The organism is Bradyrhizobium sp. Crot121 (genome assembly GCF_059512385.1).
In genome coordinates this window covers 23,510-44,922 of the sequence record NZ_JCAMOR010000053.1, presented here as the reverse complement: position 1 = coordinate 44,922, position 21,413 = coordinate 23,510, and the positions used below count along the sequence as shown (strand labels likewise).

Here is a 21,413-nt window from a genome sequence, read left to right as displayed (position 1 = left end):
ACCTCGGTGGGAGCGGTTTGACCGCGGGGTCTCAAAAAGTGCCCAACTTTCATACAGAGCGTGCCTTTAAATATGGTTAGCAAGGGTTACCAAATGTGTCCGTTTTCCGGCAGAAGCCGCCACGCCACGCCTTAACCAAAACGAAGACGGCGGGGTTTCCCCCGCCGTCTCGTGTCGTTCTTGCTTTGGTGACGCTGCGCTTAGCGCAGCAACTGCAGCACGCTCTGCTGGCTCTGGTTGGCGAGCGCGAGCGCGGACACCGCGATCGACTGGCGGGTCGACAGCGCCTGGCTGTTGGCCGCTTCCTCGTTGGTGTCGGCCAGCGTCAGGTTGGAGGAGCCGGTCTGCAGCACGTTGATCAGGTTCTTCGAGAAGTCCTGACGGATCTGCACGATCGACAGGTTCGAACCGAAGGCCGACGCCTGGGCGCGCAGCGTGCTGCTGGCGTTGTTGAGCCCGCTCACCACCTTCTGCACGGAGTCGTTGTCCTTGAAGTCGCCGGCCGACAGCGCCGCAAGGCCAAGGCCCGCGGAGTTGAAGTTGACGCCGGAGATCCCCAGCGTCGACTTGCCGGTTTCGTTGAAGGTCAGCCGCAACGTGTCGCCGGTGAGCAGGTTGACGCCGTTGAAGGAAGCATCCTGCGCCGTGGTCGTGATCTGGTTCAGGATGTTGTTGTACTGGGTGACCAGCGCGTCACGAGCGGCGCTGGCGTTCGGATCGACCACCGGATCGCTCGGGGTCTTGCCGAAGAACAACTGGCCCGAAAGAGCCGCAGTGCCGCTGATCAAGCCGATCGTGGCGGAGGCTGCGTCGTTCGAGGTGGTGATCGTCAGCGTGCCGTCCTGCGCCAGTGTGGCCTGTAGATTGTTCGACGACAGCGCCGCGTTGAGGTCGTTCAGCGAGTTGACGTGGCCCGGGCCGGTACCGCCGAAGGTGATGCTGGTTGCGACGCCGCCGCCGGTGGAGGCGATCGACAGCGTCTGGCCGTTGAGCGGAGACGGACCGGTGCCGCGGGCCTGGCTGACGCCGGTGCCGAGGCCGAGCGCTGCGAGCGCATCGGCGTTCGAACTCGTGATCGTCAGGTCGCTGCTAGCGCCGGTATGGAGCACGATGTGACCGCCGGTGACGGTCGACGGCGTGGAGCCGGTGCCGGTGTTGCCTGACAACGTATCGATCTTGCTCAACAGGGTGGTGATGTTGTCGGTGATGTTGATGTGGTTATCGTCGGCTGCACCCGTGGTCACGAAGCTCAGGAGCTTACCGTTGACTGTGATGGTGTCACCCGCGGAGAAGGCCGACTTCAACGCATCGCTGGTCGCAGTCGAAGCACCGGAAAGCAGAGTAGCGCCGGTGATCTCAGGTGTGGCAATGGGCGCGCGGGTCACGCTCGTGACACCGCTCAGGCCAAGCTTGCTCAACGTACCGGCAAGCGAGCCCGGCAGGCTGAGGTCGTTGGTGGTGCCGGTATCGATATTGATCTGGCCAGTGCCATCGACCGTGGCGGTAACGCCGGGCGCGGCTTGATTGATCGCACTCAGGATGCTTCCGATCGTCCCGTCGGCGAGGCCGATCGAGTAGTTGTTGGCCGCCATCGAACCGGCAACGCCGGTGCCGGCGTGGAACTGGATCGTCTTGCCGTTGATCTGCAGGTAGTCCGACGTGGTGAGAGCAGAGCTCAACGCGTCGGAGCCCGGAGTCGCCGGCACGCCAATCAGCGTCGTTGCGGTGGCCGTTGCCGCAACGATCGAGCCGCCGCCGCGGTTGGTGGTGGAGATGCCGAGCGCGGTCGCCGCAGCGCCACCGGTGATGGTGACATCGTTCGTCGTGCCGGTTGCAATCAGGATGTGGCCAGTCCCGTCAACGGTGGCGGTCACACCGGCGCCCGCCGCGGTCCCGATCGCGGTAAGGATGTCACCGAACGTCGAGGTGGTGCCGGTGTTGAGGCCGATCGTGGTGTTGTTGCCGGTCGTCGTGGTCGCCGTCGCCGTCGCGCTGAAGGTGATGGTGTTGTTGTTGATGGTCAGCGTCTGGCCGGAGAGCGAGGCCAGAACGGCGGAATCAAGGTGGTTAGCGCCGCCAGAGTTGAGCGAGGTGAGGTTATTGACTGCCACCGCTGGCGGTCCTGCGTTGTCCTGCAGCGCAACCGTGCCGGTGGAGGTGTTGCTGGTGTAGGCGTTCTGGTGAGACGCGCCGATCGCGGTGCCATTGGCGGTCGAAGCGGTATAGGTGACCGTCTGGTTGTTGACCTGGTTGGTGCCGGTGAACGCCGCGTCGATCGACGCGCCGGTGCCGAGCAGGTTCGAGGCCGTGGCGCCGTTGATCTTGACGCTCACGCTCGACTTGGCGGAATAGCCGACGGTCGACTGCAGGGCCTGGGTCGCGACCGACTTGGCGCCGTCGACCAGCTTCTGCAGTGAGGTGATGCCGGTGTTGGCCGCCTGCAGCACCTGCACGCCGTTGCCGATACCATCGAGCAGGTTGTTGATGTCGCTGGCGCGATTGTCGAGCGCGGCGGCGGTGAAGAAGTTGGTGGGGTTGTCGAGGGCCGAGTTGACCTTCTTGCCGGTGGAAAGACGGCTCTGGGTGGTGGCGAGCAGATCGGCTGTCGACTGCAGCGAGAGGAGGTTCTGGCGTACCGATGCCGAAAGAACAATGCCGGACATTTTTCATACCTTTCTGGTGTGAAACAGGAACAAGTCGCTTCCAATCTTTTTTGATCGGACGACGGCTCACCTTGGAACCAAGCCTCCTAAGAAAAAATGAATCTTCCTGGTCGGATTTCTGGCCAGCGAACAGCGCGAAAATGCTACGCAGCGGCACAATTACTCCGGAATACTACTGAATTTGCTGCGCCTTCGGACCGAAGGGCGAACACAGCACGAATGGCGTTTACCAACTGTTAACCATGATCGGAAAGGATTGCGGCGCGATCGGCCGCCATCGGTCTTAACGGCGGACGCGCGCCAGACATGATTCGATTTCGTCGCAACGACGCATCGCGCGGGAATGGCGGCAGAGGAGAACGGGAATGGCATTGAAGGTCGAGCTGAAGCCGAACGAGCGGATCATCATCGGCTCCTGCGTGGTCACCAACACCGATCAGCGAGCTCGCCTCCTGATCGACGGCGACAGGATTCCGATCCTGCGCGAGAAGGACATTCTGACGCCGGAGACAGCCGACACGCCGGCCAAGCTGGTCTATCTCGCGGTGCAGCTCATGTATCTCTCGCCCGACCCGATGGCGCACCATCCGACCTATTTCAGCCTGGTGCGCGACATCATCACGGCTATGCCAAGCGGCTGGCCATTCATCGAAAACATCAACAACCACATCCTCAACGGTGACCTCTATCACGCGCTGAAGGAGTCGAAGAAGCTGATCGCTCATGAAGAGGCGCTCTTGGAAAGCGCAAGGAAGCTCGACGCCTCCGTGCAGCAGGACGAGCGCAAGTCGGCGTAAGGCAATCGCGCGATTAACGAAAAAGGCCTCCGAAACGGAGGCCTTTTTTGCGTTCATTGCATCGCGCGCGATGACGAGATTCAGGTCGCTGAAGCAGTCGCCGGATGGAAGACCAGCGCAAAGCCATCCATGCAGTAGCGCAGACCCGTCGGCTTCGGACCGTCGTCGAAGACGTGGCCGAGATGGCCGCCGCAGCGCCGGCAATGCACCTCCGTACGCGCCATGCCGAAGGTGCGGTCTTCCGTCGTGCCGACGGCGTTTTCGAGCGGCCGATAGAAACTCGGCCAGCCGGTACCGCTTTCAAACTTGGTGTCGGAGGAGAATAGCGGCAGGTCGCAGCCTGCGCAGGCGAAGATGCCCTTGCGGTGCTCCTTCAACAGCGGGCTGGACCATGGCCGCTCCGTGCCCTGCTTGCGCAGGATCTCATATTGCCGCGGCGTGAGCTGCGCGCGCCACTCGGCGTCGGTCTTCTCGATCTCGAATTTCTCGGCGGCCTGCGCCGGCGAACCACGCAGCCAGCGGAAAGCGGCGAGGCTGAACAGGCCGGCAACGGAAGCAAGCAAGAAACGGCGGTCAATCATGATGGTCTCCGTGGAGGCGGATGACGATTGTTCGCTGTCAGATACGGCACACCCGATTGCGACGTTACACCGGTCAGTCCCTGATCTCCTCACTTTTCTGCGAGCTTGAGCCATACGGCTCCTGCGGCACAGACGGTTGCGGGTGCGCAGTCCGCTGGCCACCAGGCGCCGGGCGGCGGCGCGGCGGCCGCGGCAGGGTGCCGTACTGGCGATTGGCCTCGGCCAGACGTGCGTTGCGGACGCGCTCCTTGGCGCGCACGCCCTCCCGATAGCGCGCCAGTGCGTTGGCGGCGGCGGAGGCGCCCCGCCCCCAAAGGCTGATCAGATGCGCCGCGATGCGGCCGGTCGTCCCGCCCGCCCAGACCAGTTCGAACGGCGAGAACAGCCGCCAGCGTTCGTCGCCCCACAGGATGCTGCGTGCGATCAACAGCCCGGCCATTGCCGAGGTGTTCATGCCCTGCCGGCCAAAGCCACTTGCGACCCAGAGGCCTTTGCGCAGTTCGCCGATCTGCGGCATGCCATGCACGGTCACGCCAACGGCGCCGCCGAAGACATCGTCGATTGCGACCTTGCCGAGTTGCGGAAAGATGGTCGCGATGCGGCGCTGGATGGCAGGTGCGAAACGCTGCGGCTTCGCGTTCCATGTCGTCTCCGGGCTCGCCCACATCAGCCGGTCGCCATCGACGATTCGGAAATGATCGATGCAGTCGCTGTCGCTGACCGAGCCGTGAAAGGCGAGCGCTTCCGCGAGTCGTTCGCCAAGCGGCTCGCTCACCGCCGCATAGCGCCAGACAGGCAGCAGCGTGTCCGACAGGCGCTGGAGCGGCGCGCCGAGATGAACATTGCCGGCGAGCACGATATGGGACGCTCGCAAGCGCGCCGAAGGCGTAACGATGCGCTTGCGGATGCCGGAGAAGTCGATGCTGACCACCGGCGTATCCTCGAAAATGCGCGCCCCTGCCCGCTGCGCAAGCGCCGCCAAGCCATGCACATATTTGCGGCCGTCAACCTGAAACGCTTTGGGATAGTAGATGCCATGGAAATAGCGCTTCGTCCTGATGGTGCTGCGCACACGGTCGACCTGCCAGCCCTCGACCTCGGTCTCGAAATCCTCAGCCAGCGTCTGCAGCCGGCTGATCAGGGTATCGCCGACATCGACGGTGGAAACCTGCAGCGCACCCTCGCTGAACGCGATGCCCGGGATCAGTTCCTCGGTCGCGGTCGCGCGAACGTAATCGGCGCCGGCCTTCGACAGCGCCCAGAGTTCGCGGGCGTCTTCCAAGCCGACGCGTTCGATCAGCTCGGACAGCGGAAGATTGAATCCCGGCATCACCGTGCCGAGCTGGTTACCGGAGGCGTTCCAGCCGACCTGGCGGCCTTCGAGCACCGCAACACTGGCGCCAAGCCGCGCCGCCTCCCGCGCCACCGTCAGTCCGGCAAGCCCCGCCCCGACCACGCAGATATCGACGTCCAGCTCGACCGAAAGGCGTGAGGGGAACGGCATCGCAGCATCGCGATGGTCGGTCGCACTTGTGGAAGTCTCGCTCATGTCGTTTTCTTACGGACCGCGACACGGCTTGTCACCTTGTCGCGGGCATGAGCATGTAAGATTAATCCAGAACACGCCGAATTGAGATTGCGCCATGCGCCGTTTGATGCTGTTGCGTCACGCCAAGACCGAAACCGAATCGCCCACGGGCCAGGATCACGACCGGCGGCTCGACGAGCGCGGCCACCGTGATGCCGCGGAGATCGGCGCCTGGATCGGCCGGCATCCGCCATTTCCTGACCGCGTGCTGGTCTCGCCCGCGGTCCGGGCACATCAGACCTGGGAAGTCGCCTGGCAAGCGATGGAAGGGCTCGTATCGCCGCCAGACGTCGAGTTCCTACCGGAACTCTACGGCGCCGATCCGACCGACCTGCTGCACACGATTCGGATGGCTTCGGTCAGCGACCCCAAGCGGCTGATGCTGGTCGGCCACAATCCCGGCATGCATGAGCTTGCCCTCACCCTCATCGGCAGCGGCGACGCATCTGCGAAGAAAGCGCTCGATCACAACCTGCCAACCTCCGGTCTTGCGATCTTCGACTTCCCGACGCACGACTGGACCGACGTGGCGTTCCGTCGCGGCAAGCTCGTACAGTTTGTCAGCCCGAAACTATTGAAGCAGACTTCGGACGACTAGAGGCAGGCGCGGGAATCGCCGCTTGCCGTGTCAATGTTGAGCGGACAGGAGGCGTGGATGTTCAAGTCCATTCTGGTGCCGATCGATTTGGCCGACACCGATCTGGCGAAGCCCGCGATCGCGACAGCGGCAACGCTCGCGGAAAACTGGAGGGGTACGGTACGCCTGCTCAACGTGCTGCCGATGACACCGGTGATGCTGGCCGAATATGTGCCGGCCGATTTCGATATCCAACAGCGGCAGACCTCCGAGGAAGCGCTGGCGATCGTGGCCCGGGAAAGCGGCATCGAGCCATTGCGCATTTCCAGCGTGGTGCGACAGGGCGGCATCTATCACGAGATCCTAGAGGAAGCGGCGGCAATGCACGCCGACCTGATCGTGATGACCTCGCACCGCCCAGCGATGCGCACCTATTTTCTCGGCTCCAATGCCGGCCATGTGGTGCGCTACGCAAAATGCTCGGTGCTGGTGGTGCGGCACTAAAATGCTTTCGAGCCAAGCTTTCCCATCGCGGGATTGAGCGCGCCGCCAACGGCGGCCTCGATCTGGCAGCGTGAGATGCCGATGTCGCGCAGCGCGCGGTCATCCAGTCCGCGAAGTGTTTTGATGGCGGCGCGGCGCTCCAGATAGGCGAGCAGCGCGTGCGCGCCCGCTTCGATCCGGCGAACCAGCCCGCCTGATGCGCCCGGCTGCGCGGGCCGGCCTGCGGCTGAGGATAGCGTCGACATCGTCTTCTCTCCGGCTTTCTCCCGCGCGGCAAAGCGATGCCGTCGGCGCAAATGCTATCGCAGCGCCGTATTGACCTCGGATTGCTTGCGCATCCTCAGTACAATCGTAGGATTGATGCCCTCTAGATGATCCGGTAATTATCTCGGTTCAAGCGAAACATTGTCCTCGGTGCAATAATGTCGAAGTTCGAATATTTGCGGCTTGCCGACGCCATCGCCGCCGAGATCGCCGGCGGCGCGCTGAAACCTGGCGACCGCCTGCCGCCACAACGCAGTTTCGCCTATGAGCGCAAGATCGCGGTGTCGACCGCGAGCCGGGTCTACACTGAGCTGTTGCGGCGCGGTCTCGTCGTCGGCGAAGTCGGCCGCGGCACCTTCATTTCCGGCGACGCGCGAGGCAGCATCGCGCCGTCGCCCGAGGCGCATGGCGCGCGCATCGACATGGAATTCAACTATCCGCTGCTGCCGCAACAGGCGGCGATGATCGCGAAAGGCCTGCAAGGGCTCGAGCGGCCGGATGCGCTCGAGGCCGCATTACGGCAACCGACCACGACGGGCACGCCAGCGGCGCGACAGGTTTCGGCAGCGTTCCTTGCCCGCAAGAACTGGTCTCCAAGCGCCGAGCAGATCGTCTTTACCGCCAACGGCAGGCAGTGCATCGCGGCTGCGCTCGCCGCGCTGGTGCCGCCGGGCGGGCGCTGCGGCGTCGAGGCGCTGACCTATCCCTTCATCAAGGGCATCGCGGCGCGGCTTGGCGTGACGCTGGTGCCGCTTGCGATGGATGAGCACGGCGTGCGGCCCGATGCGGTGCAGAAAGCGCACCGCGAGGCGCATCTTTCGTCGCTCTATCTGCAGCCGACCATTCAAAACCCGCTGGGCATCACGATGCCGGCCGCGCGGCGCACCGATCTGCTGCGCGTGGTCGAGAAGCTCGACCTCACCATCATCGAGGACACGGTCTACGGATTTCTCGACGATGAGCCGCCGCTCGCTGCGCTGTCTCCCGACCGCTGCATCGTGCTCGACAGCCTCTCGAAGAAAGTCGCACCCGGGCTTGCGCTCGGCTTCATCGTGTCTCCGCTACGGCTGCGCGAGATCATCATGGCATCCGTCCGCTCCGGCGGATGGACGGCGTCAGGCTATGCGTTTGCGGCCGGGCAGCGGCTGATGGGTGACGGCACCGTGTCCGAGCTCACGCGGCTGAAGCGGATCGACGCGGCGCGCCGCCAGCAGATGGCCGCAAAATTGCTCGCCGGGTTCGAAATCCAGGCCAATACCAAGGCCTATCATCTCTGGCTGACATTGCCGCCGCATTGGCGCTCGCAGACTTTCGTAGCCGCAGCCGCCCGTCGCGACATCGCGTTGACGCCGTCCACGACCTTCGCGGTCGCCCCGGGACATGCACCCAATGCGGTCCGCCTGGCGCTGGGCGCGCCGACGCTGGAGCAGCTCGAAACCGGACTCCGGGCGCTATCGGGCATCTTGATTGCGAAGGAAGAAGATTTTGACGCGACCGAGTGAAGCGAGCTACGGCAGCAATTTATCCGGCAGATGATCGAAGCTGTAGCTGCGCGGCCGGTTGCGCCCGACGAAGCCGCCGATCTGCCAGGCGAACAGGACGGCGAAGCCGATCAGAAACAACACGGCGACGAATTCGCCGGTGAACAACGCGCGCAGCAAAAGCCCGATCATCGCGACCGCCAGCACGGCCAACACCGCGAGCGCGGCCGCATAGGTCGCACGCCCGAGCCCGCCTGTCAGCACCGCCTTGCTGCCCGCCGTGTTCATCCGCCGGTGCAATTCCTCGATGAAGGCACGGTAGCCGTGGCCCTGCGGCGCCATCAGTGTTGCGGTCTGCCAGGTGGTCGAGAGGATGGCGAGACGTCCGCCATTGCCGTTCTCGATATCGGCGCGGAAACGGCGCGACTGCATCGACACCGGACGGTACGAGAGGCGGACCGCCGAGATATCGCGATAAGGCCAGACGCCGGAACGGCCGGCGATGCGCCACGACAATCCGGCATCGGTCAATTCGAATTGATGCGCCGATCCGATCAATGATGCCTTGTAGGCATAGCGCGTCGGCGTGTCCTCGCCTGGCTCGGCGCTATTGTTGGCTGATGATTTCGGCAAATTCCACAACCCGGAGCAATCGACTGACCGCGCCGCTTGCGCGGCGCGCCGGCTTCATCCTACAAGCAGACCATGGACGAGACGACCTCTTTTCCACGCCACCTGATTCTCGGCGGCGCCATGCTTTCCGGCGTGCTGCTGGCGCTCGCCGTGCACATGCTGGGCATGCGCTACGGCCTTGATCTTGGCGGGCTGTGGCGCTCCGACACGCACGAGACCATGCCGGCGGGCGCGGCGATCGCCTGGTGGCTGATCGCGACGGTGGCGTTCTGTGGCGGCTACTTCACCGCAAACCTGATGCACAGCGCCGTCGCCGGCGAGATCCCGCCGCGGATGCGGCAGTTCCTGATCGCCGTCGGCGTTCTCATTCTCGCCGGCGCCGGCCAGGTGGCGTCGGCACCGAGTTCGATCTCGACCATCTCGATCGTGGAGGCCGGCCTCGCCGCGCTATGCCTCGGCGGTGCGATGGCGTTTTGCGGCGCGCATTTTGCGCTGCGCAGGAGTTAAGCGCTCAGGCGCTGCGGCGACCTTTCCGCCAGGATTTTCATTACCTCGGCGACGGGACGCGGCGCGCTGAACAGATAGCCCTGCGCCTGCGTGCATCCCTCGCGACGCAGCAGTTCGAACTGCGCATCGGTCTCAACACCCTCCGCCGTGGTGACGATGCCGAGACTCTTGCCGAGCCCGGTCACGGCGCGGACGATCGCCATAGAATCTTCCCGCGTCGCGAGGTCGCTGACGAACGAGCGATCGATCTTGATCTTGTCAAACGGGAAGCTGCGAAGATAGCTCAGCGACGAATAGCCGGTGCCGAAATCGTCCAGCGAGATGCGGATGCCAAGCGCGCGCAGTTCGTGCAGCACCGCAAGCGTCGCCTCGCTGTTCTGCAGCAGCACCGTCTCCGTGATCTCGAGCTCGAGGCGATGCGCAGCAAGGCGGGTGTCCTCAAGCGCCGCCTTCACAGATGACACCAGGTTCGGGTTCTTGAACTGGATCGGCGACAGATTGACCGCGACCGCGACGTCCTGCGGCCAGGCAGCCGCATCCGCGCAGGCCTGGCGCAGCACGAATTCCCCGATCGGAACGATCAGTCCGGTTTCTTCCGCAAGCCCGATGAAATTGCCCGGCGGGATCACCCCGCGCAGCGAATGTTTCCAGCGCAGCAAGGCCTCGCAGGCGACGATCCGGTCGTGGGCGACGTCGCGGATCGGCTGATAGTGAACCTCGAATTCATCACGCTGCAGCGCCTTGCGCAGGTCGAGCTCGAGCATGCGCCGCGCTTGCGCGCGTGCATCCATCCCGGTCTCGAAGAAGCGATAGGTGGCGCGGCCGTCCGCTTTGGCACGGTAGAGCGCGAGATCGGCCTTCTTCAACAATTCGTCCGGATTCTTGCCGTCCTCGGGCGCCAGCGAGATGCCGATGCTGACGCCGATCACGAGCTGATGGCCGCCGATGTCGTAAGGAGCCGCGATTTTCTCGACGATGAGGCTCGCGAGCGCGGCCACCACTGATGGGTCGCAATCCCCGCAGAACTGCACGATCGCGAATTCGTCGCCGCCGAGCCTGGCCACGGTATCGTTCTCGGTGACGCATTCACCGAGCCGCTGCGCGACCGCCTTGAGCAGCGCGTCTCCGACGGGATGGCCGAGCGAATCGTTGATGATCTTGAAATGATCGAGATCGAGGCAGAGCACCGCGAGCTGGTCGCTGCGCCGGGCGAGCCGCAATCCCTTTTCGAGCTGTTCGCGGAACAGCGTCCGGTTGGGCAGATTGGTCAGCGCATCATGGCGCGCCATGTGCGAAATCCGCTCCTGCGCCTGCTGCCACTCGGTGATATCCTCAAAGGTCGCGACCCAGCCACCGCCTTTCATCGGCTGATCGACAACGCGGATCGAGCGGTCGCCCCTGGTCACCACCTTGGTCACGGTGTGGCCGGCGCTGGCTTCCGCCATCACATCGGCGACGAACTGATCGGGATCGCCGTCCCATTCGCCGTTCAGCTTCTGGTCCTGCAGGACGTCGCGCAGCAGGCGGCCCCGCAGCGGAATGCTGGACCGGCCCATCATCGCGCCGTAACGGTCGTTGGCCAGGAGGATGCGGCCATTCGCATCGAACATGCACAAGCCCTGCGACATGTTGCCGAGCGCGGTGTCGAGCAGAACCTTCTGCTGGCGCATTTCGCCCTTGGCACGACGGTCGAGCATGGCCGCAACCAGCGTGATCCCGAGAAACGCGAAGGTCACGATCGCCGTCAGGGAGGAAAGCGCGACCGGCGAAATCGACATCTGGTCAACGGCGACGCTGGGATCGGGAATGACGCTCATTGCGCCCATTCCAGTGAAGTGGAGCGAGACGACGGCCAGCGTCAGCAGTGCGGTCGCGCCGATGCCGTGGTTGCGATCATCGCTGCGCGTCGCAACCACGAGCGCCAGCGCCGCGAACAGGCTGCCGATCAGGACCGAACCGAGCACGATGCCGGGCGACCATTCGACGCGCGCCGGAAATGCAATGGCCATCATGCCGACGTAGTGCAGGGCGGCAATGCCAAGGCCAACGATCGCGCCGCCAGCTGCTGCCGTCGAGACGCGGTTGTTCAGCAATGCAATCGTCAAGCCTACCGTCGCGATCGACACCCCAAGGGCCAGTGACAGCAGGGTGAGCGGAATGTCGTATCCGACGCCCATGCCGGGCTGATAGGCCAGCATCGCAATGAAATGCGTCGCCCAGATCCCGCAGCCGCCGGCCACCGCATCCAGCCCGATCCAGACCACCCGCGGAAGCCCTTGCGACGCTCGGGCCCGGTGAAACAGGCTGATCGCGACCGCACCGGCGAGCCAGCAGGTCGTCAGGGCAAGGATGACGAACCGCCAATCGTGCTGCGTCGTCAGGCAAATCAGGACTTGGTACATTGCAGTTCCCCTATCCCGCCGTACCAGCCCTCCAGTTGGTGGATTTGGGGTAACCGCAGCGGAACTCGTTCCGCTGATGGTGAACGAAGTTTTGAGCCGGCGACAAAAATCGGCTCAATCCGCAACGGGCGCGCGTGATGATGCAGGTCACGTCGTCGCCCGGTCCCGCCACATGGCGCCGAGCATGATCGCGGCAGCGGCCGCAAGCAGCAGGCCAGCCGAGATCAGCAGCGAGGTGTGCAGGCCGGCGATGAACGCTGCGGACCGGCCGACCAGCGAGCCGAACAGCGCGACGCCGAGCACGCTGCCGGTCTGCCGGGTCGCATTGAGCACGCCGGCTGCAATTCCCGAGCGCGACTTCTCGACGCTGCCGAGCAGCGTCGACGTCAGCGGCGGGACCAAAAGACCAAGTCCGCTGCTCATCGCGATCAATTGCGCACAGATCGCCCAATAGGCAGTGTCAGGCCCCAAGCCGAGCAAGGCCAAACATCCCGCTGCCGACAGCAGTGCACCGCAGCCGATGGTCGCGGGCGCGCCGATGCGCTCGCTGATGCGCGGCGCGATCAGATTGACGGGCAGCACCGCGCCCATCATCGGCACGAAGGCCAGCCCGGTCTGAAATGCCGACAAGCCGTTGATCTCCTGGAAATACAGGCTCAGCACGAAGATCAGCCCGTAAAGGGCAACGTTGACGAGAAGACCGACGAACGACGTCGCCGCGAACATTCGCTGTCTGAAGAGCGACAGCGGCAGCATCGGTTGCGACGCATGGGCTTCGCGCCAGACGAACAGCGCGCTCAGCACCGCGGACGCAGCAAAGCCTGTGAGCACGAACGGATCTTGCCAGCCGCGGGCGCCGCCCTCGATGAGGGCGCCGGCGAGCGCGCCAAGCGCCGTGATCGCCGCGATTTGACCAGGCAAATCGATCTCGCGCGAAAGCGAGCGCGTGGTCTCATCGGCATAGCGGAAGGTCAGCCAGAGGCCGGCAAGGCCGATCGGCAGGTTGACCAGGAAGATCGCGCGCCAGCCGATGAGCGCAATCAGGGCGCCGCCAAGGAACGGCCCGGCCGTCAGCGCCACGCTGGCGCCGGCCGCCCAGATCGCGACGGCGCGGCCGCGCGCCCTCTCATCCGGATAGGCATGGTTGAGCAGCGCCAGCGAATTCGGCACCAGGATCGCGGCCGCCAGTCCTTGGATGCAACGCGCCGCGATCAGCACCGGTGCGTTCGGCGCCAGCGCACAGGCAAGCGACGCCGCGGTGAACAGCGCAAAGCCTGTCATGAAGACCCGTTTGGCGCCGATGCGATCGCCGAGCGCACCGGCGGTCAGGATGAAGGCAGCAAAGGCGATGGTGTAGGCGCTCACCACCCATTGCAGCTCGGACACGCCACCGCCAAGCGCACCGCCGATCGCATGCAGCGCGGTGTTGACGATGGTGACGTCGAGCTGCACCACCCCGTAGCCGAGGCTCATCGCGGCAAGCGTCAACGAGCCGGCGAGCTTCGAAGGCACGGGTTTTTCGGCCGGACGGGACGGCGCGTCCGCATATTGTCGGGTCTTGAGTGACAGGTCTTGCATGGATCACCTCAACGGAGAGCCAACACCAGACATATCCCGTCGTTTCGTGAATACATTTCGGTACCGATCGAAGGATGATCGCGGAGGGCAGCGACCGGTACAAAAAGCCGCACCGGAATTATCCAGGCGCGGCTTTTTGCCTCAATGTCCGAAATGCCTGGAGCATGATCCGGGCCATCCGAAACCGGATTTCGCCTGGCGAGCCAGACGTTAGCCCGAAAATCACACTCTGATGAGCTGCAGCCCAGTCAAACGTGGCCGGATCGTGATCTAGCTCGCCGCCCTGAGATTGACCTTGCCTTCGGCGATCGAGGTCAGCTTCTTGTCGGTGGTTTTTTCCTCATCCAGCGTCTTCTGCAGGATGGAAGCGCAGTCGTTGCGGCCGAGTTGCCGTGCCCAGGCGATCAGACTGCCGTAGCGGGCGATCTCATAATGCTCGGCGGCCTGTGCGGCGTTGATCAGCGCGGCGTCGAGCACGTTCTTGTCATCCACCTCGCCGGCCACGTCGTCGGCTTCCTCGATGATGCCGTCGATCGCCGGGCAATCGACCGCCTTCACTTGGGCGCCATGCATCTGGAATACCTGCTCCAGTCTCTGCACATGCGTTTTAGTTTCATCCAGGTGGGTCAGAAATCCCTGTTTGAGCTGCGGATCGGAGGCCTTTTTGGCCATCTTCGGCAGCGCTTTCACAAGTTGTTGCTCGGCGTAATAGATGTCCTGCAATTGGTGCACGAACAAGTCATTCATGCTCTTGATGTCTTTACTGAAGAGTCCCATTGCGCGTATCCCTTGGTTCTGGAACATGGCGCCCGCCCACCTTGTCGTCCCCGCAAAACGCCATGTTCTGGTTGCTGATACCTGCGCTAACAGGCTGGATGGACAGACGTTCCGGCGAAACGGCAAGAACCGGGGACGGAACAGCGGAACGCTACGACGAAATTGAACCGACAGGACCGCCGGCGGCGACTCACATTTTCCAATACCCAGACATATGTACTGCGTATGACAGAAATCACGAACGAAGCCGGACGCGTGGCTTGTCAAGGGCTGCACAAATCTACCGTTTTGCCTTATGGGTGCTGGGGCACGGTGCGTTTGACCGTCACCCGTTATCCCATGTGACCATGTAACGGGCCTTCTTTAGAATGCCGCTCCGCCGGGAGGACGAATGCATCGGCTGCTGACCGCGCTTGGGCGTGGCTTCAAGGAAAAGATCGGCTGGAAACGGCTGGGGATCGCCGCGAGCGTCATCATCATCGTCTTGGCGGTGACCCATCTGGTCCGGACGTTGAAGGGCGTCGACACCGCCCTGGTCCTGACGGCGTTGACCGAGATCGCCCCGCACCGCATTGCGCTTGCCGCGCTGTGCGTGGTCGGTGCCTTCTGCACGTTAACCTTTTACGACTTCTTCGCGCTGCGAACCATTGGCAAGACCCACATCCCCTACCGCATCGCGGCGCTGTCCAGCTTCACCAGCTACACTATTGGTCACAATATCGGCGCCACCGTCTTCACCGGCGGCGCGATCCGCTTTCGCATCTATTCGGACTACGGCCTGACCGCGATCGATGTCGCCAAGATCTGCTTCCTCTCCGGCCTGACCTTCTGGCTCGGCAATCTGTTCGTGCTCGGGATCGGCATGGTCTGGCACCCCGGAGCGGCGTCTTCGATGGACCTGTTGCCGGAAGCCATGAACCGGCTGATCGGAGTGGGCTGCCTCGCCGGCATCGGCGCCTATCTGGTCTGGCTCGTGACCGGCACCGGCCGCCGCGAGCTCGGCCAGAACGGCTGGAAGGTGGTATTACCGTCCGCGAAGCTGACGCTGGTGCAAATCCTGATCGGCGTCGTCGACCTCGGTTTCTGCGCGCTCGCGATGTATCTGTTGATGCCGACCGAGCCCTATATCGATTTCGTCTCGCTGGCCGTGGTGTTCATCCTGGCCACCCTGCTCGGCTTCGCGAGCCACGCGCCGGGATCGATCGGCGTGTTCGACGCCGCGATGCTGGTGGCGCTGCCGGACTTCTCCAAGGAGCAGTTGCTGGCCACGCTGGTCGTGTTCCGCATCCTGTACTTCCTGATCCCCTTCGGTATCTCGATCTCGATCATGGGGGTGCGCGAGCTGTGGCTTAACGTGGTGCAGCCGTGGCTCAGCCGGCGCAAGCTCAATGATCCGCCTTTCAGAGCGGAGACCGCCGAGGTTACCGTGCGGCAATCGGTCGAGAGCCGGCCACGGATCAAGCACCTGAAACGGTAACAGCGACGTTATCTGGAGCATGATCCGGAAAAGTGGGAACCGGTTTTCCCTCGCGACAAACGCGAAGCGTTTGCGCGGAGATCATGCTCAAACAAAGCGATGAGATCACAATCCGATCCCGTCCAATCGGATCATGATCTCGGCGCGTTATTCTTTCTGGCTAATTCGGCGCGGCTCTCTTATTTCTGCCCCACCGATGCCGTCAAACGCGCCATGGTCAAAATTCTGTTCCGTTCGATCGTTTCCGCCGCGCTGCTGGCGGTCGCGCTGCTGAGCCAATCGGCCGAAGCGCAGACCGCGGCCCAACAGCCGCTGCAGATCTCGTGGGAAGTCCGCAACCGCTTTCGCCTGTTCCGCGAGGAGCGCGACTTCCTGCTGCAGACCGAAGCCGGGGGCGGCCGCAGCGTGCTCGCCGCCGAGCAGGCGCTGGAATTGCAGAGCGACGGCCGCGGCTGGGCGCGCAACACCGTCAACCGGCTCTGCATCGACCTCGCCGGCCGCGTCAACGAGCCCTGCACCCGCGACAACGTCAAGGAAAGCTACCTGACGCCAACAGATCACCCGATCACGGTGCGATTGGTCGGGCCGATTCCGGTCGGCGCCACCTGCGCCTGGTCGTTCGACGATGGCGACGGGCCGCAGACCTCCGCCTTCGACTGCGCCGAACCGGTGAACCTGCGCGTCCGCTACGGCCGCACGACCATGGCGACCGTCGACGTCTCCGCGGGTTCGGATCCGGCCCAGCGCGTCTCCACCGAGATCGCCGTGCGCGATATCTTCATCGCAGGGCTCGGCGACAGCATCGCCTCCGGCGAGGGCAATCCGGACCGTCCGATTGCGCTGGCGGAAGAAGGCTTCTGCGTCCGCTCCTATCTCGGCACCGCGGGCGAGCAATATTACCGGCCGAGCCGCGCCGGCTACAAAGGCGGACGTGCCTGCGAAGCACCGGACTTCCTCTCGGTATGGCAGAAGCACAGCGCGCTGTGGTTGAACGCGGCCTGCCACCGCTCGCTCTACAGCTACCAGACCCGCACGGCGCTCGCGCTCGCGGTGAACTACCCGCACATCGCCGTGACCTACCTGCCGCTCGCCTGCACGGGAGCAACCATCAATGACGGGCTGTTCGGCTCACAGCAGGCCCGCGAGTGCCTGCCGAGCAAATCGGGCAACACCTGCTCGGGCACCGTCAACGGCCAGCTCGCCGAATTGCGCGATGCGCTCGCGGCAGCCAAGCGCCGCCAGCCGGATCGACAGCTCGACCTGCTCCTGCTCTCGATCGGTGCCAACGATATCTACTTCTCCGGCCTCGTCGCCAATGTGATCGTCGATGCCGGGAGAGAGCGCGCGCTGTTCCGGCGCGGTGGCGTCATGGCGTCTGTCGACGATTCCCGCGATGCCCTGCGACGCACATTGCCGCAATCCTTTGCCAAGCTGCGCGAGGCGCTAAGGCCGCTCGTCGGCGGCGATCTTTCGCGCGTGATCTATACGGCCTATGCCAATCCGGGGCTGTCGGAGGGCGGTGTCCCCTGCCCCGGCGGCCGCGCCGGCTTCGACATCCATCCCTCCTTCAATGCCGCGCCGCAGCGGCTTGGTCCGGTGGTCGGCTACGTGCAGGACGAATTCCTTCCGGCCTTGAAGGCGCTGGCGCTGTGCCAGTCTGGCGTCCTCTGTCGTAATCCGCGTGCCGACCGCATGACCTTCGTCGACGCCCATCAGGACGCGTTCGCGATGCATGGCTTCTGCGCGCGCGGCGCCACCGATCCGGAGTTCGACCGGCAATGCTTTGCGGCCAATGGCGAGAGCTTCAATCCTGACATCGTCACCGCCGCCAGCCAGCCGATGCTCTGCGGCCGCAGCGCCTCGGAATATCGCGCCTACCTGCCGCGCGCCCGCTGGATCCGCGACGCCAATGACAGCTACTTCACCGCGATGACCTATCCGCAGGCGCTGCCATCCTCGATGCAGCCTTCGGACATCCATGATGCGACCTGGGGCCTGCTGTCGGCCGTCTACGGCGGCGCGGTGCATCCGACCGCCGAAGGCCACGCCGCGATGGCGGACGCCGCCCTCCCCGCGGCGGCCGGAGTGCTGCGACTCGACGTCGGCGTGGGCGAGGTGATCTCCGAACCGGTGCAGCCGATCGGCAGCCGCTAAAGCGCTTTCGAGCGAGGTGGGAATGTCGGCTCTAATTCAATCAGAACCGAAGCTTTAGCGCGAAGGCGTGCCGGCTGGACCGACGTTCTTCTTCGTGGTGGCCGGCACCGGAGGCTTCATCGCGGCCGCCTGTGCCGGCAGATATTTCGCGACGATGGCGGGATCAAGTTGCGCGATCGCCGTATCTGGCAGGCGGTACCAAGTCTCGTCCTTGCCGAACAGCGAGATGCCGATGTAGCCGCGCATCGTCAATTCCTTGCCGTCGGGACTGACGCTCATCTTGGCCTTGTAGATACTGCCGTCGCGCGGATCGAGCACGTTGCCTTCCTCGTACTTCAATCCGTTGCGCTTCATGTTGCGGATGAAGGGAATGCCAAGAAGTGGCGCGTTCTTGCGGTCGTCGGTGCATTTCGTGCAGGCCTCGGTGACGGGCTCGCCGGGCCTCGGGAATGTCTTCGCCATGATGCCTTCGAAGACGCCGTTATGGTCGACGAACAGCACCCAGATCACGGGCCTGCCGTCCTCGACCTTCTGCCACAGCCCCGCCGCCGACGGCTGCTGCGCCTGCGCCGGCAGGGCGGCCGCCAGGAGCGCCATGATAACAGGCACTAGCAGCCGAAATCGAAATCGCCAATTTCGCATTGTCGTCACCCGACTAATTCAACGAACGAATGAGCGAAGACTACGGCCATTTCGCGGAAGGTTCCAGTGGCAGGGCAGAACGATGCAAATGTCCGCAGCGGCCGCTCCGCGGCCTGACCGACGATATTTTGACTGAAATCGACCAAACATATGTTGATTGGAATCAACCGACGCCGAGTTTCTTCTGCAGGCTCGATGACGACGTCGTGTATTGGAACACGAGCCGCTTGTCCGGATAGACATAGCGGTGGGCCTTCTGCGCCATCAGCGCGCCCTCGTGGAAGCCGGACAGGATCAGCTTCAGCTTGCCGGGATAGGTGTTGATATCCCCGATCGCGAAAATGCCTGATACGTTGGTCTCGAAGGCGGCGGTGTCGACCGGCACCAGACTGTTCTCCAGCGCCACGCCCCAGTTCGCGACCGGACCGAGCTTCATCGTGAGCCCGAAGAACGGCAGCATGGTATCGCACTCGACCCTCGTGACGGCGTTGTCGTTGCCCTTCACCGTCGCCGCCGCAAGCCTGCCCGCCTCGCCTTCGAGGCCGGTGACCTGGCCGAGCTTCAGGTCCATCTTGCCGTCGGCAACGAGCGCACGCATCTGCTCGACGCTGTGGGGCGCAGCGCGGAACTCGTCGCGTCGATGCAATAGCGTGATGCGCTTGGCGATTGGGTGCAGGTTGAGGGTCCAGTCGAGCGCGGAATCGCCGCCACCGACAATCAGGATGTTCCGGTCGCGGAACTGCTCCATTTTCCGCACTGCGTAGAACACCGAGCTGCCTTCATAGGCTTCGATGCCCGGCACCGGCGGCCGCTTCGGCTGGAACGATCCGCCGCCCGCGGCGATCACCACCACCTTGCATTCGAACACCTTGCCCGCGTCGGTCTTCACGCGGAAGGCGGGATCGCCGACCTTCTCGATCGTCTCAACCATCTCGTTCAGATGGAAGGTCGGGTGGAACGGCTTGATCTGCTCCAACAGCGACTCCGTCAGCCCCTGGCCGGTGACGAGCGGGATGCCGGGAATGTCGTAGATCGGCTTCTCCGGATAGAGCTCGGCGCACTGGCCGCCGATCTTGTCGAGGATGTCGACCACATGGGTCTTCATGTCGAGGAGGCCCAGTTCGAACACGGCAAACAGTCCACAGGGACCTGCGCCGATAATCAACACGTCGGTTTTGATCGCTTCGCTCATATCCGCTTCTTTGTCAGTTGAGTACGAAATGGGAAGGCTGCCGACCGAGGCAAGACGACCTGATCGGGAACGGCCTGATCGGGAACGCCATAATAGGGGCGACAAGCGCCGCGGCAACCCCTTGCCGCAACTCGACAACTAGGCTGTAACGTGGCCAACGACCTGGAGATTGTGCAAGTGAATGCCCCGATCCGTTCCGACGCCACGCCGCGCCTGGAAGACTATCCCTATCGGCTGTCAGACAATGTGCGCTTTGCCGACCTCGATCCCAATGGGCACGTCAACAATGCGGTCTATGCGAGCTATTTCGAGACCGGCCGCGTCACGCTGATGAAGGATCCCAGCAAGGGATTGGTGCCGGATGGGCTCGCCTGGATCATGGTGCGCCTCGACACCCATTTCCGCGCTGAGCTGCATTGGCCCGGCACGATCGAACTCGGGCTCGGCGTCGTGAAGTTCGGACGAACCTCGGTGACGTTCGATCAGGTGGTGTTTTCGCAAGGTCGATGCGTGGCCTCCGCGCAGGCGGTGACGGTGCTGATCGACGAAACCACGCGCAAGCCGGTCCCCCTGACGGATGAAGTGAAGGCTAACCTAAAGCCCTGGATCCGCCGCGGCCTTGATCTGTATCAACGGGATTAAGCCTGCCGTTCCGGCGTCGTCACCACGAGCCCGTCAAGGTCGTCGGTGACCTTGATCTGGCAGGACAGACGCGAATTCGGCCGCACGTCGAAACCGAAATCCAGCATGTCCTCTTCCATCGGCGTGGGCGCGCCGACCTTCTCGCGCCAGGCTTCGTCGACATAGACATGGCAGGTCGCACAAGCGCAGGCGCCGCCGCATTCCGCCTCGATGCCCGGAACGCCGTTGCGGATAGCGCCTTCCATCACGGTCGCGCCGTTCTCCACCTCGATGGTGCGTCTTTCCCCGGAATGGTCGACATAAGTTATCTTGGCCATGATCGCTCGTGCTACCGGAATACGGATCTGGATGAGGTCCCCGGCAGTCCCTATAACGGGTCGATCCGGGGAGCGCCAGCGGCCGGGTGCCCTCACGCAAAACCTTTTGACGCGAATTTGTCGCCGGTCAATTCGGGCTTGAAGGGTCGCCGAGGATGGCCTCGATCGCGTTCCGCGCCCGCGCGACCGCGTCAGTGAGCACCGCCAGCGGCTCCGCGGGTTCGATGCCACTCGTCAGGACATGTTCCAGCCCGGCGGCGGCATCCGCGACAGCGAAAGCGCCGATCGCGCGTGCCGATCCCTTCAACTTGTGCGCCAGTTCGCGCGCATCCTGCGGAAGGGTGGCCAGGGCTGCGATCAGCTTGGCCGACTGCGCCACGAACAGCGAAAGCACCTCGCGCTCGAGAGCGGCGTCGCCGAGCGACATGCGCGCAAGATGTGCAAGATCGATCGGGCCGTCCCCGGGGGAGAGCGGCGGCGAAGCTATCCATTGGGTCCGTTCGAGGTGACGCGGCATGGGCCTGATCCTGAGGACCGGCCACCACCTCCTTTTCGGTAGGGCCGTTTGGGCGTCACCCAATCACGGAAATAGTTAACGGATCGTTGGCCAAATTTGCCTCAACTTTGCCCTTTTTCA

General features: G+C 63.8%; 20 protein-coding genes. 8 read left to right on the top strand and 12 right to left on the bottom strand.

Annotated features, from left to right (window positions below):
- Positions 1 to 200: 200 nt before the first annotated feature.
- Positions 201 to 2,663: a flagellin N-terminal helical domain-containing protein gene (locus tag AC5ZGW_RS32440; protein ID WP_130230086.1), complete on the bottom strand. Its 2,463-nt coding sequence runs from the start codon at positions 2,661 to 2,663 to the stop codon at positions 201 to 203.
- A gap of 365 nt (positions 2,664 to 3,028) precedes the next feature.
- Between AC5ZGW_RS32440 and flbT the strand changes: the two genes are divergently transcribed.
- Positions 3,029 to 3,460 carry a flagellar biosynthesis repressor FlbT gene (gene flbT / locus AC5ZGW_RS32435; protein WP_130230084.1) on the top strand — a complete coding sequence of 144 codons (432 nt, stop codon included), beginning with the start codon at positions 3,029 to 3,031 and terminating at the stop codon, positions 3,458 to 3,460.
- 80 nt (positions 3,461 to 3,540) lie between these two features.
- Here flbT and msrB read toward each other — a convergent pair whose 3' ends face one another.
- Together msrB and AC5ZGW_RS32425 are read right to left on the bottom strand one after the other, a co-directional pair.
- Entirely contained in the window at positions 3,541 to 4,041 is a 501-nt protein-coding gene (gene msrB / locus AC5ZGW_RS32430; protein ID WP_130230082.1) for a peptide-methionine (R)-S-oxide reductase MsrB, read from the bottom strand.
- Between the two features lie 73 nt (positions 4,042 to 4,114).
- Positions 4,115 to 5,590: an NAD(P)/FAD-dependent oxidoreductase gene (locus AC5ZGW_RS32425; RefSeq protein WP_496114022.1), complete on the bottom strand. Its 1,476-nt coding sequence runs from the start codon at positions 5,588 to 5,590 to the stop codon at positions 4,115 to 4,117.
- 94 nt (positions 5,591 to 5,684) lie between these two features.
- On the opposite strand from AC5ZGW_RS32425, the gene AC5ZGW_RS32420 reads away from it, so the two are divergent.
- Both AC5ZGW_RS32420 and AC5ZGW_RS32415 read left to right on the top strand, forming a co-directional pair.
- Entirely contained in the window at positions 5,685 to 6,227 is a 543-nt protein-coding gene (locus AC5ZGW_RS32420; RefSeq protein ID WP_130227037.1) for a SixA phosphatase family protein, read from the top strand.
- Positions 6,228 to 6,284: 57 nt separating this feature from the next.
- A complete protein-coding gene (locus tag AC5ZGW_RS32415) occupies positions 6,285 to 6,710 on the top strand; it encodes a universal stress protein (RefSeq protein ID WP_130227038.1) in 426 nt (141 codons plus the stop codon).
- Here AC5ZGW_RS32415 and AC5ZGW_RS32410 read toward each other — a convergent pair.
- Complete coding sequence (locus tag AC5ZGW_RS32410; protein ID WP_130227039.1) at positions 6,707 to 6,955, bottom strand: DUF1127 domain-containing protein; 249 nt, start codon at positions 6,953 to 6,955, stop codon at positions 6,707 to 6,709. The genes AC5ZGW_RS32415 and AC5ZGW_RS32410 overlap by 4 nt on opposite strands.
- Positions 6,956 to 7,132: 177 nt before the next feature.
- Here AC5ZGW_RS32410 and AC5ZGW_RS32405 point away from each other — a divergent pair, with 177 nt between their 5' ends.
- The gene (locus AC5ZGW_RS32405; RefSeq protein ID WP_130227040.1) at positions 7,133 to 8,476 is read left to right on the top strand and encodes an aminotransferase-like domain-containing protein; all 1,344 of its coding nucleotides are present in this window, start codon (positions 7,133 to 7,135) and stop codon (positions 8,474 to 8,476) included.
- A gap of 6 nt (positions 8,477 to 8,482) precedes the next feature.
- Here AC5ZGW_RS32405 and AC5ZGW_RS32400 read toward each other — a convergent pair whose 3' ends face one another.
- A complete protein-coding gene (locus AC5ZGW_RS32400) occupies positions 8,483 to 9,088 on the bottom strand; it encodes a hypothetical protein (protein WP_130227041.1) in 606 nt (201 codons plus the stop codon).
- Positions 9,089 to 9,160: 72 nt separating this feature from the next.
- Between AC5ZGW_RS32400 and AC5ZGW_RS32395 the strand changes: the two genes are divergently transcribed.
- Positions 9,161 to 9,595 (top strand): hypothetical protein, encoded by a 435-nt coding sequence (locus tag AC5ZGW_RS32395; protein WP_028163590.1) that lies wholly within the window; start codon positions 9,161 to 9,163, stop codon positions 9,593 to 9,595.
- Here the strand turns inward: AC5ZGW_RS32395 and AC5ZGW_RS32390 are convergent.
- The 3 genes from AC5ZGW_RS32390 to AC5ZGW_RS32380 form a co-directional block, all read right to left on the bottom strand.
- The gene (locus tag AC5ZGW_RS32390; protein ID WP_130227042.1) at positions 9,592 to 11,997 is read right to left on the bottom strand and encodes an EAL domain-containing protein; all 2,406 of its coding nucleotides are present in this window, start codon (positions 11,995 to 11,997) and stop codon (positions 9,592 to 9,594) included. The two genes, AC5ZGW_RS32395 and AC5ZGW_RS32390, sit on opposite strands and share 4 nt — an antisense overlap.
- 147 nt (positions 11,998 to 12,144) lie before the next feature.
- Positions 12,145 to 13,575, bottom strand: a complete 1,431-nt coding sequence (locus AC5ZGW_RS32385) for an MFS transporter (RefSeq protein ID WP_130227043.1) — start codon at positions 13,573 to 13,575, stop codon at positions 12,145 to 12,147.
- 270 nt (positions 13,576 to 13,845) lie between these two features.
- Positions 13,846 to 14,352, bottom strand: a complete 507-nt coding sequence (locus AC5ZGW_RS32380; protein ID WP_028163593.1) for a YciE/YciF ferroxidase family protein — start codon at positions 14,350 to 14,352, stop codon at positions 13,846 to 13,848.
- A 391-nt stretch (positions 14,353 to 14,743) separates the two neighbouring features.
- Here AC5ZGW_RS32380 and AC5ZGW_RS32375 point away from each other — a divergent pair, with 391 nt between their 5' ends.
- Together AC5ZGW_RS32375 and AC5ZGW_RS32370 are read left to right on the top strand one after the other, a co-directional pair.
- Positions 14,744 to 15,829, top strand: a complete 1,086-nt coding sequence (locus tag AC5ZGW_RS32375; protein WP_130227044.1) for a lysylphosphatidylglycerol synthase transmembrane domain-containing protein — start codon at positions 14,744 to 14,746, stop codon at positions 15,827 to 15,829.
- Positions 15,830 to 16,042: 213 nt separating this feature from the next.
- Entirely contained in the window at positions 16,043 to 17,983 is a 1,941-nt protein-coding gene (locus AC5ZGW_RS32370; protein ID WP_130227060.1) for an SGNH/GDSL hydrolase family protein, read from the top strand.
- Positions 17,984 to 18,037: 54 nt separating this feature from the next.
- Here the strand turns inward: AC5ZGW_RS32370 and AC5ZGW_RS32365 are convergent, their stop codons facing one another.
- Positions 18,038 to 18,625, bottom strand: a complete 588-nt coding sequence (locus tag AC5ZGW_RS32365; protein WP_130227045.1) for a DUF2147 domain-containing protein — start codon at positions 18,623 to 18,625, stop codon at positions 18,038 to 18,040.
- A gap of 163 nt (positions 18,626 to 18,788) precedes the next feature.
- A complete protein-coding gene (locus AC5ZGW_RS32360) occupies positions 18,789 to 19,817 on the bottom strand; it encodes an NAD(P)/FAD-dependent oxidoreductase (RefSeq protein ID WP_130227046.1) in 1,029 nt (342 codons plus the stop codon).
- A 177-nt stretch (positions 19,818 to 19,994) separates the two neighbouring features.
- Between AC5ZGW_RS32360 and AC5ZGW_RS32355 the strand changes: the two genes are divergently transcribed.
- A complete protein-coding gene (locus AC5ZGW_RS32355) occupies positions 19,995 to 20,459 on the top strand; it encodes an acyl-CoA thioesterase (RefSeq protein WP_130227047.1) in 465 nt (154 codons plus the stop codon).
- Here AC5ZGW_RS32355 and AC5ZGW_RS32350 read toward each other — a convergent pair.
- Together AC5ZGW_RS32350 and AC5ZGW_RS32345 are read right to left on the bottom strand one after the other, a co-directional pair.
- A complete protein-coding gene (locus AC5ZGW_RS32350) occupies positions 20,456 to 20,776 on the bottom strand; it encodes a 2Fe-2S iron-sulfur cluster-binding protein (RefSeq protein WP_028163599.1) in 321 nt (106 codons plus the stop codon). The two genes, AC5ZGW_RS32355 and AC5ZGW_RS32350, sit on opposite strands and share 4 nt — an antisense overlap.
- Before the next feature lie 127 nt (positions 20,777 to 20,903).
- The gene (locus tag AC5ZGW_RS32345; RefSeq protein ID WP_028163600.1) at positions 20,904 to 21,293 is read right to left on the bottom strand and encodes an Hpt domain-containing protein; all 390 of its coding nucleotides are present in this window, start codon (positions 21,291 to 21,293) and stop codon (positions 20,904 to 20,906) included.
- Positions 21,294 to 21,413: the final 120 nt, after the last annotated feature.

What these genes read in the sequence shown, in the direction of transcription:
- AC5ZGW_RS32350 (WP_028163599.1), bottom strand. Translation starts at nt 20,776, where the DNA reads ATGGCCAAGATAACTTATGTCGACCATTCCGGGGAAAGACGCACCATC.
- AC5ZGW_RS32410 (WP_130227039.1), bottom strand. Translation starts at nt 6,955, where the DNA reads ATGTCGACGCTATCCTCAGCCGCAGGCCGGCCCGCGCAGCCGGGCGCA.
- AC5ZGW_RS32440 (WP_130230086.1), bottom strand. Translation starts at nt 2,663, where the DNA reads ATGTCCGGCATTGTTCTTTCGGCATCGGTACGCCAGAACCTCCTCTCG.
- AC5ZGW_RS32395 (WP_028163590.1), top strand. Translation starts at nt 9,161, where the DNA reads ATGGACGAGACGACCTCTTTTCCACGCCACCTGATTCTCGGCGGCGCC.
- AC5ZGW_RS32365 (WP_130227045.1), bottom strand. Translation starts at nt 18,625, where the DNA reads ATGCGAAATTGGCGATTTCGATTTCGGCTGCTAGTGCCTGTTATCATG.
- flbT (WP_130230084.1), top strand. Translation starts at nt 3,029, where the DNA reads ATGGCATTGAAGGTCGAGCTGAAGCCGAACGAGCGGATCATCATCGGC.
- AC5ZGW_RS32415 (WP_130227038.1), top strand. Translation starts at nt 6,285, where the DNA reads ATGTTCAAGTCCATTCTGGTGCCGATCGATTTGGCCGACACCGATCTG.
- AC5ZGW_RS32420 (WP_130227037.1), top strand. Translation starts at nt 5,685, where the DNA reads ATGCGCCGTTTGATGCTGTTGCGTCACGCCAAGACCGAAACCGAATCG.
- AC5ZGW_RS32345 (WP_028163600.1), bottom strand. Translation starts at nt 21,293, where the DNA reads ATGCCGCGTCACCTCGAACGGACCCAATGGATAGCTTCGCCGCCGCTC.
- AC5ZGW_RS32380 (WP_028163593.1), bottom strand. Translation starts at nt 14,352, where the DNA reads ATGGGACTCTTCAGTAAAGACATCAAGAGCATGAATGACTTGTTCGTG.
- AC5ZGW_RS32370 (WP_130227060.1), top strand. Translation starts at nt 16,043, where the DNA reads ATGGTCAAAATTCTGTTCCGTTCGATCGTTTCCGCCGCGCTGCTGGCG.
- AC5ZGW_RS32390 (WP_130227042.1), bottom strand. Translation starts at nt 11,997, where the DNA reads ATGTACCAAGTCCTGATTTGCCTGACGACGCAGCACGATTGGCGGTTC.
- msrB (WP_130230082.1), bottom strand. Translation starts at nt 4,041, where the DNA reads ATGATTGACCGCCGTTTCTTGCTTGCTTCCGTTGCCGGCCTGTTCAGC.
- AC5ZGW_RS32425 (WP_496114022.1), bottom strand. Translation starts at nt 5,590, where the DNA reads ATGAGCGAGACTTCCACAAGTGCGACCGACCATCGCGATGCTGCGATG.
- AC5ZGW_RS32405 (WP_130227040.1), top strand. Translation starts at nt 7,133, where the DNA reads ATGTCGAAGTTCGAATATTTGCGGCTTGCCGACGCCATCGCCGCCGAG.
- AC5ZGW_RS32360 (WP_130227046.1), bottom strand. Translation starts at nt 19,817, where the DNA reads ATGAGCGAAGCGATCAAAACCGACGTGTTGATTATCGGCGCAGGTCCC.
- AC5ZGW_RS32375 (WP_130227044.1), top strand. Translation starts at nt 14,744, where the DNA reads ATGCATCGGCTGCTGACCGCGCTTGGGCGTGGCTTCAAGGAAAAGATC.
- AC5ZGW_RS32385 (WP_130227043.1), bottom strand. Translation starts at nt 13,575, where the DNA reads ATGCAAGACCTGTCACTCAAGACCCGACAATATGCGGACGCGCCGTCC.